Source organism: Achromobacter sp. RT286_PF, assembly GCF_059760425.1.
In genome coordinates, this window is the sequence record NZ_JCBAMR010000002.1 from 65,742 (window position 1) to 78,640 (window position 12,899).

A 12,899-nucleotide genomic window follows, 5' to 3' on the forward strand; every position below is an offset into this window, starting at 1 on the left:
AACGACTCTTCAGGCAATAAAAAAGCCGCACTGCCCGAATCGGGCGAGCGGCTTTTTTCATGGGCGACGCTATCGGATCAGCGCGAGGCCCACGCAATGCTGCCGGCTTCCGGGCATACCCACGACGTTTGCAGCCGCTGCCGGATCTGGGCCAGGTCCTGTTCCACCAGCAACTGGCCGTCGCGAAACACCGGCACCAGCGCGCCGCCCGCCGCTTGTTCAGGCGTCTGCTGGTCGTGCAGTTCATAGCCCGTGGCGGTCTCATCCACGCGCAGCAGGCCCTTGGCCGAACGCTTCACGCCGGAATCCGTGACCGGGTCCTTGACCAGTTCCTCGGGTTCGCCGTTCACTTCGGCGTACGTGGCTTTCAGTGCCCAGCCGAAGGTGTCGCGCGTCAGGTACTGGTACGTGTACGAGCCGATGCCCAGCACCACGTTGCCGGAGGCGTAGCCCTTCTTTTCCAGGCGCACAAGAATGTCGCGGCCGCGTGCCAGCGTGATCGAGTCGCCGTAGATCAGGCCAACGTGCGGGTCCAGCAGCTTGTAGCCACGGTCCGTCACCACACCACCGAAAATGTCCCACAGGCACTGCACCGCGCCCTTGACCTCGGCTTCGCGCAGCGGCTGGACGGCGCGGGCGTCATCGTCCAGCAGCCAGTACTTGCCGGTGGCGGCGTCGCGCACCGCCTCGAAGCCTTCGCGCCGCGCGGCGGCCAGCGCCGTCGCATCCTGGACGGCCGGCACGTCGGTGCAGAAATAGCCCGTCAGGATCTTCACCGGGTCGCCGGAATCCGGGCGGAACACCACCTTGGCATTGCCGTACGGGTCGGGCGTGCGCGCCAGGATTTCCGACTTGAGCGCAGCGGCGAAATCGGTCACCACCTGCCAGAAGTCCCAGGTGTCGGACACCACCGACACGATGCCGCCGGGATACACCTGGGTGACCAGGCGGCGGATGGTTTCGATCTCGCCTTCCTTGCTGCCCAGGCACATCACCGAGTGTTCCGTCGCCGGCACCGACCCACCGACCAGTTCCCGATCGGAATCCGCGCCGTAGATGTCTTCCAGGTAGTCGATGGCGGGAATCGTGTCCGTGCCGGTGAACGACAGCAAGTGGCCCGCGCCGCTCTTGCGTGCGTCGTACAAGCCGGACATGCCGCGCATGGAGAAGTCGTGCCCCTGCCAGTTCACGAAGTCCATGGGGCTGCCCGTGGTGCGCGCGAAATAGGTCAGCAGCTTGCGGTATTCAAAGGCAATGGTGGCCACCGTGGACGGCTTCCACGATTCGCAACTGAACAGGGTTTCGATGTAGGTCACCAGCCACGCAAAGTCGGGGTGCGTGTTGATGAAGGTGACGGGCGGCACGCGGATGTCGACGCGGGCGCCTTCGGGCACCGAGCGGATCTCCAGCGGCAGGTAGCCCAGTTCATACAGCGCTTGCAGGTGGTCGACGGTGACGGCGCCCTTGCCCAGCGCATTGTCCACGCGGCGTTGGTATTGGCGCACCGCGCTGCCGGCCGGCTTGCCGAAGAATTCGCGGTTGAACAGGTCGATCAAGATTTCCTTGATAAAGCCTTGCAGGCCGAACCAGACGATCTTGTCGTCGAACAATTCGGGCAGCACCGGCGCCAGCCGCGCCGAGCGTGGCGTGAAGTTGGCCAGGATCTTGTTGGTGCCCTTGGGGTACTGGAAGGGGTGGCCAGTCTTGTAGAAATCCGCTTGCAGGAAGGGGTTGATGCCGTTCTTGGCGATCAGGGTGTCGGGAGCATTCATGGCAGTTTCCTTCTTAGTTCACAAGCGCGGGGATGGCGCACGCCTGGGGGTTGGGCGCCAAAGACGGCGATGCAGGCGTTGGGCGGTCCGGGCCTACGCAGACCGGGGCGCCGTCGCCATCGGTCAACGTCCAGTCGTAGGCGGTGAACACGCCGGCATAGCGTTCATTCAAAGCCGTCAAGCCATGGCTGAAGATGCCATGCGTGACGTACAGGTAAAGCGGCTGGCGCGTCTTGTCGGCAAGCGCCAGCGCCAGTTCCAGAAAGGTGCGGCCGCCGTCGCAGATGTCGTCCACCACCAGGATGGGCTGGTCGGGAATGTCGTCGGGCACGCGGGTTTCGGTGATGCGGCCCGTTTGCGGGTCGCGCACTTTTTCGGCGTAGCGCACGTCGGCCACGCCCAGCTTCTTGGCCAGGGCCTGCACCCGCTTGCGGGCGCCGGCGTCGGGCGCCATCAACGTCACGCCGTTGGCAAAGGCCGGTGCCGCCAGCGTCCGGCCGACAAACGCGGCGGCGTCCACCACGCGCACCCGCTGCAACAGCGCGGGGGTAACGTCGCTGTGCGGTTCGGTGATGGTGACGGTGGCGTATTGCTGGTCGTTGATCAGCTTGCAGAAGACGGCCGCGCCCAGGGCCTCGCCCGGATTGCACACCCGGTCTTGCCGGGCATAGGGCACGTAAGGCATGTCCAGATGCACCGGCACGGCGGGATTCAGGCGGCGCAAGGCGTCGGTCAGCATCAGCAGCTGCATGACGTCATTGGCGGACTTGAGCAGCGCGTGGATACGGAACTCGGTGGCGGCCTCGGCCGCCGCGCGCAAGCCGGCGGGCACCGTGACCTGGCTTTCGCCGCCGGGAAACACGAACGCGGTCGGCGTTTCGGTTTGGCGTTGTCCTTCTACTACGGCAGTGATGGTGAACATGATCGGCCCTTAGTGGCGTTTCAAAACTAAGTGAGGCAAGTATATGCGCACTTATTGTTATCTTGCAACTATGTCGTTGAAAGTCCGCGTTGCGTGGCGGGTGTTGGCGTGCAGGGTCATCCGACTGTGCGGTCGAACAGGGCGAAGTCTTTCAGGCGGTACAGGCGCGCGGGGCGCTGCGCCCCGGTGACGAAATCGCCCGTCGGTTCCAGTACACCCCAGGCGTCCATCTTCCTGCGGAAGTTCGATTTTTCCAGCCGCGTCTGCAAGATGGCTTCGTAGGTGTGCTGGAGCTCGGTCAGGGTGAAGCGTTCCGGCAGCAGGAAGAAGGGCAAGGTCGAGTAGCTGGATTTGCCGCGCAGGCGGGCCACGGCGGCGGCCACGATGGCGGCGTGGTCGAACGCCAGCGCGGGCAACGCGTCCACGCTGACAAAGCGCAGGCCCTGCCCCGCCGCCGCTTCCAGTTCGGCCACCGGCACCAAGGCCACGTATGACACGGACAAGGACCACTGGCGGGGGTCACGCTGGGGGCCTGAGAACACCTGTAGCTGTTCCAGGTAACGCGGTTCAAAGCCGGTTTTTTCGCGCAGGACCCGGCGGATGCTCGCTTCGGTGCTGTCGTCTTCGTCCGCATGCACCACGCCGCCCGGCAGCGCCATGGCGCCCTTGAAGGGCGCGCGGTCGCGCTGGTGCAGGGCAATTTCAAGGCCGCCGGCCCGCAATGTCAGCAGGACGGCGTCAACGGTCACAAGGGGCTGTGGATAGTCCACGGGGCAGTTTCCAGATCAAGGCTTCGGGGCAAGATGCCACTATGACGGCGCGCGGTCAATCGGCGGGCGACATAGGCGCCAGCATCAGGCCGCAGTATGAGCCGCCAGCAGGGCCGCCCGATTAGACGAAATAGCCGGAACATCCCAGGCAATCAAAGGTAAATAGCGTAAATGTTCTACACTTGCGCCCGGGAACACCGCTTGGTTTGATGCCTGGCGTGGTGTTCCCTTTGTTTTTTCCCCTCAAAAATCCCAGGAGATTCCCGGATGAAAAAGACGCTGCTCGCCGCTGCGATGCTGACCGCTTTCACAGGCATTGCACAGGCAGAACCGTCAGTCACCCTCTATGGTGTCATCGACACCGGCATTGGCTACAACAAGATCAAGGGCGACGGCTACAGCGGTAGCAAGCTTGGCATGATCAACGGCATCCAGGCCGGCTCCCGTTGGGGCGTGCGCGGATCCGAAGATCTGGGCGACGGCCTGCGCGCCGTGTTCAAGCTGGAAAGCGGCTTTGATTCCGCCAATGGCCAACGCGGCCAGTCCGGCCGCCTGTTCGGCCGCCAAGCCACCATCGGCCTGGCCAACGACGCCTGGGGCCAGCTGGACTTCGGCCGCCAAGCCACGATCGGCTCGAACTACCTGGCCGACATCGACCCCTTCTACACCAGCTACACCCAGTCGAACCTGGGCCTGGGTTTCAGCGCCGCCAACACCATGCGCTGGGACAACATGGTCATGTACCGCACCCCGTCGGTGAACGGCTTTGAATTCGGCATCGGCTATTCGTTCAACGCTGACGACACCACCGCCGACCAGACCGGTTTCCGCACCGCCGACAACACGCGCGGCATCACGGCCGGCCTGCGCTACGTGCAGGGCCCGCTGAACGTGGCGCTGACGTACGACCAGTTGAACGGCTCGAACCGTGGCAACATCGACAGCAACGCCACGCCGCGCCAATACGCGTTGGGCGTGTCGTACGACCTGGAAGTGGTGAAGCTGGCCGCCGCCTATGGCCGCACCACCGACGGCTGGTTCGTCGGCCAGGACCTGCCGGCCGACACCCCGTTCAGCGATGAATTCGGCACCAACCGCTTCGTCAACGGCTTCAAGGCCAACGCCTACATGCTGGGCGCGACCCTGCCCGTGGGCGGCGCCAGCAGCGTGTTTGCCTCGTGGCAGCACGTGGCCCCGTCCAACGACAAGCTGACCGGCGGCGACGCCAACATGAACGTGTACAGCGTGGGCTACACCTACGACCTGTCCAAGCGCACCAACCTGTATGCCTATGGTTCGTACGGCACCGACTACGCGTTCATCGACGGCCTTAAGAGCACGGCCGCCGGCGTGGGCGTGCGCCATCAGTTCTAAGGCACGCATGACGCGGCCGGGCGACAGGCGATAGCGCGATAACACGCCAGTTCGCCAGCCCGATAAAAAGCGGGGCGAGTCCGATGGGACGCGCCCCGCTTTTTGCTTTGGCCTGGCAGGCGCTGCCTGCGTTTCGCCTGCCGCGCCGCCCGGCGCTTCATCCGCCTATCGCGCCCCCGCGCGTTCCAGCTGGGCAATGATTTCGGCCTGCCCCTTCTGACGCGCGTGCCGCAACGGCGTCACGCCCTCCCGATCCGCCAGGTTCACGTCGGCGCCCGCCCCGATCAGCATGGCCACGATCGCCTGATGCCGGGGGCCGCCGTCACCCAGAATGATGGCTTCCAGCAGGCCCGTCCATCCCAGCCGATTGACGTGATCGGGCTTGGCGCCCGCTTGTAGCAGCGTCCTGACCACTTCCACATGGCCGCGTTCGCAGGCAGGAATCAACGCGGTGCCGCCGTAGCGGTTGGTGCTTTGCAAGTCCGCGCCGTGGCGCAAAGTCAGTTCAAGAATTTCCCGATAGCCTTGCGCGCCCGCCAGCAGGTAGGCGCTGTCCTGCATGCCGTTTTGCGCGTTCACGTCCGCGCCGGCTTCGATCAGCACGCGCGCCGCCTCCACGTGGTTGCCCTGCGTGGCGCGCAGCAACGCCGTGTTGCCTTGCGCGTCGCGCCCGTCCGGCGGCACGCCCTGGTCCAACAATTCCCGCACGCGCGCTGCCTGGCCCAAGGCGGCGGCCTCGCGCAATTGCGCCGTCGGGTCCACCGCGGCGCGCGCCTCGCCGCTGGCCGCGCCCATCGCCCCAACGGCGCCCAACGTGCTTAGCGCCAATACGAAACAGGCCCGCCAGTGTTTGATCGTTGCCATTGCCGGTATCCTCCCGTCTGAATCGAGGACCGATTATGGACAAGCCCCTGGCGAATGGGAAATCGATGGCGTGTCATGGCCGGTGCAATACGGGGGAAACACGCCGCCGTCATGATTGGATACCTTTAGATCGCCGCAATACGGCCCGCCCATGACCCTCGACTTTGCTTCCCGCCTGCCCCTGAAACCCCTTGCGCGCCTGCTGCCCATGGCATTGCTGCCGCTGGCCCTGGCCGCTTGCAACGGCAGCGACGACAACGACGACGCGCCCGCCTCGCCCATCGTCAGCGCGCCGCCCGCTGTCGACCCGGCGCCCGCCGTCGACCCCACCCCGGACCCCGACGTCCCCGCGCGCAACACCGCCTACCTGAACGCCAAGGCCGGCGACGTCATCCAGGTCACCATCGACGCCCTGCGCCCTACGCAGGCTGCCATCGGCTACGACCAGATCTACTACAAGCTGGGCCGTTGGCAAGGCGACTTCAACCGCTCGTGGGCCGGCGACGACGCCCGCCAGCTGGACTACCTGGATCGCACCGTCGGCAAAAAGTTTGACGACTACTGCGAGGACATGGGCGGTGTGGAACGCGCCGAAAAATTTGCCGACCTGGCTGCGGCCCGCGCCGCGCGGCTGGATCAGCCCGCCACTTTCGCGTGCCAGGACGCGCCGGGCACGCATCCGGAAAACCTGAAAACCGTGGTGGTGGGCTGGGACGGCAACCTGTACCTGACCGACGGCCATCACACGTTCTCGTCGTTGCGCGAGATATTCGATGGCGGCCCGAAGCTGCCGGTCTGGGTCAAGGTGGATGCCAACTACAGCAGCCTGCCGACCGCCGCCGCATTCTGGCAACGCATGGTCGACGAACGCCGGGCGTGGCTGCGCGATGGCCAGAACCAGCCCATCACCGTCGACCAATTACCCAGCCGCCTGGGTCTGGCCAGCGCCGACGAAGCCGGCGGCATGCAGGAAGACCGCTATCGCTCGCTGGTGTACTTCACCCGCGACATCGCCTACCAGAACGGCAACCTGCCCGAGTTCGCGGAATTTCTGTGGGGCGACTGGCTGCGTCGCCAGGTGGCGGCCGGGCAACTGCCGGCGCTGGACCAATACAAGATGGCCGCGCCCGCCACGCCCGCGCAGATCCTGGCGGTCAGCACGCTGAATTCGACGCTGGTTCCCGGCGGCGCCAACGACAGCTATGCTGCCGCCGTTCGCGACGCCTCGTTGAAAATGGGCGCGCTGGCCGACACCGATATTGTGTTCGACGACCGGCAGGCGCAGACGCTGGGGCGCATCCCCTTGGCCGCCAACGTGGCCGCGGGCGTCTCCATCAAGAGCCAACGCGACACGCTGGAAGAACTGCCGCGCGTAGACGTCAAGACCGACGGCTCGCCGCGCAACGCCGGCAAGCTGTGGTTTGCGGTGAATTACCGCAATTGCGGCAAACCGGCGGCCGGCACGTGCTGGGGCTGGTAGGCTTTTTTTGCGCGATTCGAGTATCTTGTGCGTCTTCTACGACCTTTCCGAGACCCCGTTATGTCCAACGAGCCCACCACCAGCACCAACACGGCCCCCCACGCCGACGCCTTCCTGCAATTTTTGGTCAACCTGGTCAACAACGGCGGCCAGCTTGAAAGCATTGGTGTGACGCTGCAAATGGGCGGCATGCTGGTGTCGGGGTCCATCGTGTCGGGCGCGGAATATTTCGACCGGTTCGCCGCCAGCTTCACGGGTTCGCTCGACATGCTGGATGCCGACGCCCGTGATGCGGTGCACCGGTCGCTGGCCGAACTCGGGGATGTGTTCCGCGTGCCGCAGCCGGCCGACCCGCTGCCCAACTACATCCACCTGACCGACGCGCTGTTCTTCACGGCCGACGGCACGCCCATTGCCGGGCAGCCCACGCTGTGGCGCGGCCGGACGAGTTCGGTGGATGGGTTTATCCTGGGCCGCCTGCAATCCGAAACCGGCAACTAAGCCAGCAACTAAGCTGACAACTACGCTAGCTTTCCGCCACGCCGGCGAAGCGCGTGGTGGATGCATTGAATGAGCGCCACGCGTTGCTGTCGGCGTCTAGCCAGATGCCCAGGCATTCGGCGCTGAGCGGGGCGGATAAGGCCGCCCCGCGAAACAGAAGATCGCTGTGCAGGCGCATCCACGCAAAGTCGCGGATGTCTTCCACGCCGCCCGCCACCACTTGCAGGTTGGCGCACCAGGCGCGCTCCATCAAGGTGAAGAAGCGGCCCTGCAAGGTGCGGTTTTCGGACAGGCCCAGCGGCACCTGCACATGCAGGCCGTCGGCGCGCAAGGCGCCATGGCCGGTGTCCTTGCCGCGCAAGACGGCGGGAAGCAATCGCGCGCGCAGCCGCGCCTGGAATTCCGGATACCGCGACAGCACATCGGCGTGGTCCGACAGGCGGTCGGTCAATGGCAGGGTGAAGGTGATGCGCTTTGCCGGCATCAAGAGGGGCGCGGCATCGTCGTAGCGCGCGTACTTGTTGACCCAGATGGCGTTTTCCAGCACGCCGATGCCCAATTCGGAGCACAGGCGTTCGGCCAGATCGCCATGGCCACGCACATCAAGCGCGTGTTCGAATGACAATTCGATTGGGGTTTTGAATTTCTTGAAGAACGCCACGCCGGCCATCAGGCTGGCGCCCAGGCCCACGGGGTTCAGGCTGCTCCAGGGTGACGGCCGGCAGCGGCCCATCACTGCGTATTCGTGGACTTGCCCCTGTGCCGTGAACACGGGCTGGAAGCGCAGCACGACGGACTCTTCGGACAGAGCCCAGGAACGGGCGTCGTCTTTCATGGCAAGACCCGAACGATGGGGTGCGCGGGGGGGCAGAGCCGGGTCAATATCATGCTGTTCTCGATTAACGTCTAAGCGCCGTGCTGAGGCATGCCGCCGGTGTGAAAATGCGCCGGTAGGCAGCTTCTTGGCGAAGTCGGAATCCCACAGATAGTGCCCAACGCTGCCAGGTAAAAGAACAAGAAATTTCTCAAATTCCGGGATTGCGCGGCGCATACCAAAGGGCCTTCTGCTTCGGCCCTTTTCTTCCCCCTTTCTTCCCTTTTTTTTGCGCCCCCCACTTTGAGATTCTTCTTATTCACTGGGTAAGCAGGTGTTTCTACCATGCGTCAAATGCTGGTAGAAGACCATGGCGCTCCCGCCCTAGAACCCCTTGCCGCGCCGCGCGCCGCCTCGCTGTTACTGCACTTTCTTGCAGTGGCGCTGCTCGTCTGTATCGCGGCGGGCGCTACCCTGTACCTGTACTGGGCGTTCAGCAACGTGGTGTCCAACTACCGGCGCCACATGAACGCCGCCGCCTACGAAGCCCAGCATTTTTTCGCCCAGCGCGAATCCCTGCTGCGCTCGATATCCGCGTCGGCGGTGCGCAACACCAACCAAGAACCCATCAGCAAGACCCCGTCGCATTTCGGCAAGACGGGGCAGATCGAAGTGCTGCCGCTTCAAGAAGGCCCGGACGCCTACGATTGGGCGCTGGTCCTGACCCCGCGCGACCTGCGCCGCGTGGCACAGGCCAACACGCGCATCGTCTACAGCGCGGTGCGCCACGCCAGCACGGTGCCCATCGCCTCGCACGACCAGCCGGGCACACCGGCCATTCCCGCGTCCATCCAGCAGTGGCTGGCGTTGACGCTGGCCGACGTGCAGACCCGGGCGCCCACCAACGGCCTGCCGCCCATCGTCTGGCTGCATCCGCCGCAGGACACGGTCAAGCGCCTGTTCCTGTTCACGCCGCTTGATGCGGTACACCCCGAGGCCGCCTGGATCGGCCTGGAAGTCCATGGCGTGGATTCGGCCGTGAACGCGCCGCGCATCGGCGCGGGCGACTACGTGCTGTTCGACGAACTGAGCCGGCCGGTGCTGCGCAGTGCCGGCGCGGGCGCCACCAGCCAGGCCTTGCCGCATACCACCCGCGAAGATGCCTTCGGCCTGCAAGGCCAGGGCTGGCTGCCCGAATACCTGGTGCTGAGCAAATCCGTGGGCGATGACGGGTGGCGCCTGGTTTACTACGCCCCCATGCGCCACGTGCTGCGCGACAACGCCATTGCCTTTCAGACGGCCGCCATTGCCTCGCTGCTGCTGATCATTACCGTGATCCTGCGCGTGCGCTATATCCGCCGGCGCCTGGTGCTGCCCGCGTTGCGCCAATACGAAGCCCTGGCCGATAGCGTGTCGCTTAACCGCAAGCTGATCGAAGTGGCGCCGGTGGGGCTATGCCTGCTGCGGCGTTCGGATCGCGCGGTGGTGTTGTCCAACGACATGGCGCGCCGCTGGTTCCAGGGCACACCGGGCTGGCGCACCGAAATCCTGTCCGCGCAGGGCGATGAAGCCGGCCGCGAACATCGGCTGAACGATGGCCGCACCGCCTATCTCAGCTTTGCGCCCACCACGTACCGGGGCGAAGCGGTGGTCCTGTGCGGCATCAGCGACATTTCTGCCTTAAAGCGCATTGAACATTCCTTGCTGCAAGCCAAGCGCGACGCCGAAGCCGCCAACCAGGCCAAGACGGTCTTCCTGACCACGATGAGCCACGAAATCCGCACCCCGCTCTACGGCATTCTTGGCACGCTGGAACTGGTTTCATTGACCCGCGTCAGTGGCCAGCAGGCGCAGTACCTGGAAACCATCCAGCAATCGTCGGCCACGCTGCTGCGTACCATCAACGACACGCTGGACCTTTCCCGCATCGAGGCTGGCCACACTGTGCTGGAACGCGCGCCTTTTTCTCCCGTTGAACTCTTGAACAACGTCGTGGCCAGCTTCGCGGCGCGCGCGCATGCCAAGGGCGTGCGCAGCTATGCCGTGGCTGACCCGGACACCCCCGCCGCCGTCATCGGCGATGCCACGCGCATCCGCCAGATTCTCGACAATCTTGCCAATAATGCGATCAAGTTCACGGATTCCGGGCAAATCGTCCTGCGCCTGAAGGTCAACAGCCGCACCCGCGACAGCGTCGACCTGTGCTTTCAGATCGCCGACACCGGCGCGGGCATCGCCCCCGAACACCAGGCGCGGCTGTTCGAACCCTACTACCAGGTGGACGCCGACAACTGCGTCACGTTGCCGGGCACGGGGCTGGGCCTGTCCATCTGCCGCAGCCTGTCGGACATGATGAACGGCCGCCTTAACGCCGTCAGCGAACCCGGCCTGGGCACCAGCATTACCTTTGAAATCCGGCTGCCGCTTGCACCCGAGGCGCTGGACGCGCCGTCGCCCGAGCTCGCGGGCACGCTGGTCTACGTCCAGGGCGCCGTACCCGAAATCGTTCATAACCTGTGCGACTGGCTGCGTCGCTGGGGCGCGGTCGGCCTGCCCTACCCCGCCGGCGGCGTCACGTCGGGCGAGCCGGCAGTGCTGGTGCAAGCGTGGCCGCACGCGCAAAAGATCGGTAACTGGATCGGGCCGCAGGTCATTTTGCATCCGCCCGGCCTGCGCCCCCGCGTGGAAGACAGCCACCGCAACTGGTTCGCCAGCGCCTACAGCCTGGGCAGCTTCAACCATGCGGTGCGTCTGGCGCAAGGTGGCGCGGCGCGCAGCACCGCTTTCGATCCCAAGGCGCCGCTTGAAGTCCTGGGCCTGCGGATACTGGTCACGGAAGACAACCCCATCAGCCAATTGATCCTGCGCGAACAACTTGAGCACATGGGCTGCACGGTAGTGCTGGCCGGCAACGGCCAGGAAGCGCTGAACCTGCCCGACCTGATGACGTTTGACGCCGTCTTGACCGACCTGAACATGCCGCTGGTCGACGGCTACGAGCTAACCCGCATTCTGCGCAAGCGCGGCTTTGACAAGCCCGTGCTTGGGGTCACGGCCAACGCGTTTCCCGACGAGCAGCGTCGCGGCATCAATGCCGGCATGACCAGCCTGCTGGTCAAGCCGCTGCCGCTGACGGTCCTGCGCCAAACGCTGCAATCGGTTAAAGAACTCCGGAGTTGACGATGTTATCCGTGTACAAGGTCTTGGTCCTGGACGACCATGCTTTCCAATGCGCGCAAATGCGTGGCCTGTTCCTTGAGGCCGGCTTCGACCATGTGGACATGGCGAATTCGGCGCAAGAGGCCCTGGAGAAATTTCGGACGCATTCTTACCAGTTGGTGTTGATGGACCTGAACATGCCCGGCATGGATGGCGTGCAGTTCATCCATGAGCTGGCTCGCCTGCAATGCAACCCGATGCTGGCCATCACCACCGCCTGCTCGCGCCGCATCATGAACAGCGTCAGCCTGATGGCCAAGGAAAAGGGCCTGTCGGTGATTGCGGCCTATACCAAGCCCGTCACGCGCGAACACGCGCTGGCCTTGGCCAAGCGGCTGCGCAACCCGCAACAGGGCGGCGTAGCGTCGCCTACGCTGTGCGCGCCACCCGCCCCGCTATTCGACCGGCGCACGCTGGAAAAGGCCTTGGCCGGCGGCCAGATTCAGGCGTGGTTCCAGCCCAAGAAAGCGCTGGCCACCGGCAACATCGTCGGCGCCGAGGCGCTGGCGCGATGGCATCACCAGGAATTCGGCTTCATGTTGCCCGCGTCGTTTCTGGGCGCGGTGCGGCATCACGGCCTGGACCACGCCCTGCTTATCCGGATGCTGGACGACGCCTTGACGGCCTATATCGGGTGGCGGGACCTGGGCTTCCGGATGCCGATTTCCGTCAATTTGCCTACCCGGCTGCTGGACGAACCGGACTTGCCCGACCAGCTTTACAATCTGGTCGCGGATCGGGGTGTGCCGTTCGAAGACGTGACGTTCGAACTGCTGGAAGACGAAACCACCTCGATCCCGGGCCACTACTATATGGGCGCCAGCCGGTTGCGCCTGAAAGGTTTCGGTCTGGCGCAGGATGACTTCGGCAAAGGCTACAACTCGATGTACACCTTGATTTCCACGCCGTTCACCGAACTGAAGATCGACCGCGCCTTTGTCAACGGCGCCGCACAAGACCATGTGCGGGCCGCCGCCTTGCTCTCTTCGGTGCAATTGGGCCGCCAATTAGGCCTGCAAGTTACCGCCGAAGGCGTCGAAAGCACGAAAGACCTGGAGTTTTTACGCGAAATCGGCTGTGATTTCGCCCAAGGCTTCCTGATATCCGCCGCCGTCAACGCCCATGACTTCACCGATCTGCTGGCGGACGAGCCCAGGCCGTATGCCACTCACCCGCTTTAGGA

The 12,899-nt window shown here is 64.8% G+C and carries 10 protein-coding genes; 5 read left to right on the forward strand and 5 right to left on the reverse strand.

The window, feature by feature from the left end:
* Nucleotides 1–77: 77 nt before the first annotated feature.
* From AC6LJY_RS02205 to AC6LJY_RS02215, 3 genes are all read right to left on the reverse strand, one after another.
* The gene (locus AC6LJY_RS02205) at nucleotides 78–1,772 is read right to left on the reverse strand and encodes a nicotinate phosphoribosyltransferase (RefSeq protein ID WP_104142231.1); all 1,695 of its coding nucleotides are present in this window, start codon (nucleotides 1,770–1,772) and stop codon (nucleotides 78–80) included.
* A 13-nt stretch (nucleotides 1,773–1,785) separates the two neighbouring features.
* Nucleotides 1,786–2,694, reverse strand: a complete 909-nt coding sequence (locus AC6LJY_RS02210; protein WP_498135180.1) for a phosphoribosyltransferase family protein — start codon at nucleotides 2,692–2,694, stop codon at nucleotides 1,786–1,788.
* A 116-nt stretch (nucleotides 2,695–2,810) separates the two neighbouring features.
* Nucleotides 2,811–3,464, reverse strand: a complete 654-nt coding sequence (locus tag AC6LJY_RS02215) for an NUDIX hydrolase (RefSeq protein WP_314361896.1) — start codon at nucleotides 3,462–3,464, stop codon at nucleotides 2,811–2,813.
* Between the two features lie 267 nt (nucleotides 3,465–3,731).
* Between AC6LJY_RS02215 and AC6LJY_RS02220 the strand changes: the two genes are divergently transcribed.
* Entirely contained in the window at nucleotides 3,732–4,838 is a 1,107-nt protein-coding gene (locus AC6LJY_RS02220; RefSeq protein ID WP_314361897.1) for a porin, read from the forward strand.
* A 165-nt stretch (nucleotides 4,839–5,003) separates the two neighbouring features.
* On the opposite strand, the gene AC6LJY_RS02225 is transcribed toward AC6LJY_RS02220, so the two are convergent.
* Nucleotides 5,004–5,633, reverse strand: a complete 630-nt coding sequence (locus AC6LJY_RS02225; RefSeq protein ID WP_485858291.1) for an ankyrin repeat domain-containing protein — start codon at nucleotides 5,631–5,633, stop codon at nucleotides 5,004–5,006.
* A gap of 220 nt (nucleotides 5,634–5,853) precedes the next feature.
* On the opposite strand from AC6LJY_RS02225, the gene AC6LJY_RS02230 reads away from it, so the two are divergent.
* The gene (locus AC6LJY_RS02230; protein WP_498135181.1) at nucleotides 5,854–7,182 is read left to right on the forward strand and encodes a ParB/Srx family N-terminal domain-containing protein; all 1,329 of its coding nucleotides are present in this window, start codon (nucleotides 5,854–5,856) and stop codon (nucleotides 7,180–7,182) included.
* Nucleotides 7,183–7,242: 60 nt separating this feature from the next.
* Nucleotides 7,243–7,683, forward strand: coding sequence for a gas vesicle accessory protein GvpU (gvpU, locus tag AC6LJY_RS02235; RefSeq protein ID WP_498135182.1), 441 nt, complete (start codon nucleotides 7,243–7,245; stop codon nucleotides 7,681–7,683).
* A gap of 25 nt (nucleotides 7,684–7,708) precedes the next feature.
* Here gvpU and AC6LJY_RS02240 read toward each other — a convergent pair whose 3' ends face one another.
* Nucleotides 7,709–8,518 (reverse strand): hypothetical protein, encoded by an 810-nt coding sequence (locus AC6LJY_RS02240; protein ID WP_046807908.1) that lies wholly within the window; start codon nucleotides 8,516–8,518, stop codon nucleotides 7,709–7,711.
* A 324-nt stretch (nucleotides 8,519–8,842) separates the two neighbouring features.
* On the opposite strand from AC6LJY_RS02240, the gene AC6LJY_RS02245 reads away from it, so the two are divergent.
* Together AC6LJY_RS02245 and AC6LJY_RS02250 are read left to right on the forward strand one after the other, a co-directional pair.
* Complete coding sequence (locus AC6LJY_RS02245; protein WP_498135183.1) at nucleotides 8,843–11,677, forward strand: ATP-binding protein; 2,835 nt, start codon at nucleotides 8,843–8,845, stop codon at nucleotides 11,675–11,677.
* A gap of 2 nt (nucleotides 11,678–11,679) precedes the next feature.
* A complete protein-coding gene (locus AC6LJY_RS02250) occupies nucleotides 11,680–12,897 on the forward strand; it encodes an EAL domain-containing response regulator (protein WP_498135327.1) in 1,218 nt (405 codons plus the stop codon).
* The last annotated feature ends 2 nt before the right edge of the window (nucleotides 12,898–12,899 follow it).

Excerpts from the sequence above, each read along its gene's own strand:
- AC6LJY_RS02205 (WP_104142231.1), bottom strand. The coding sequence starts at position 1,772 with ATGAATGCTCCCGACACCCTGATCGCCAAGAACGGCATCAACCCCTTC.
- AC6LJY_RS02210 (WP_498135180.1), bottom strand. The coding sequence starts at position 2,694 with ATGTTCACCATCACTGCCGTAGTAGAAGGACAACGCCAAACCGAAACG.
- AC6LJY_RS02220 (WP_314361897.1), top strand. The coding sequence starts at position 3,732 with ATGAAAAAGACGCTGCTCGCCGCTGCGATGCTGACCGCTTTCACAGGC.
- AC6LJY_RS02225 (WP_485858291.1), bottom strand. The coding sequence starts at position 5,633 with ATGGGCGCGGCCAGCGGCGAGGCGCGCGCCGCGGTGGACCCGACGGCG.
- AC6LJY_RS02230 (WP_498135181.1), top strand. The coding sequence starts at position 5,854 with ATGACCCTCGACTTTGCTTCCCGCCTGCCCCTGAAACCCCTTGCGCGC.
- gvpU (WP_498135182.1), top strand. The coding sequence starts at position 7,243 with ATGTCCAACGAGCCCACCACCAGCACCAACACGGCCCCCCACGCCGAC.
- AC6LJY_RS02240 (WP_046807908.1), bottom strand. The coding sequence starts at position 8,518 with ATGAAAGACGACGCCCGTTCCTGGGCTCTGTCCGAAGAGTCCGTCGTG.
- AC6LJY_RS02245 (WP_498135183.1), top strand. The coding sequence starts at position 8,843 with ATGCGTCAAATGCTGGTAGAAGACCATGGCGCTCCCGCCCTAGAACCC.
- AC6LJY_RS02250 (WP_498135327.1), top strand. The coding sequence starts at position 11,680 with ATGTTATCCGTGTACAAGGTCTTGGTCCTGGACGACCATGCTTTCCAA.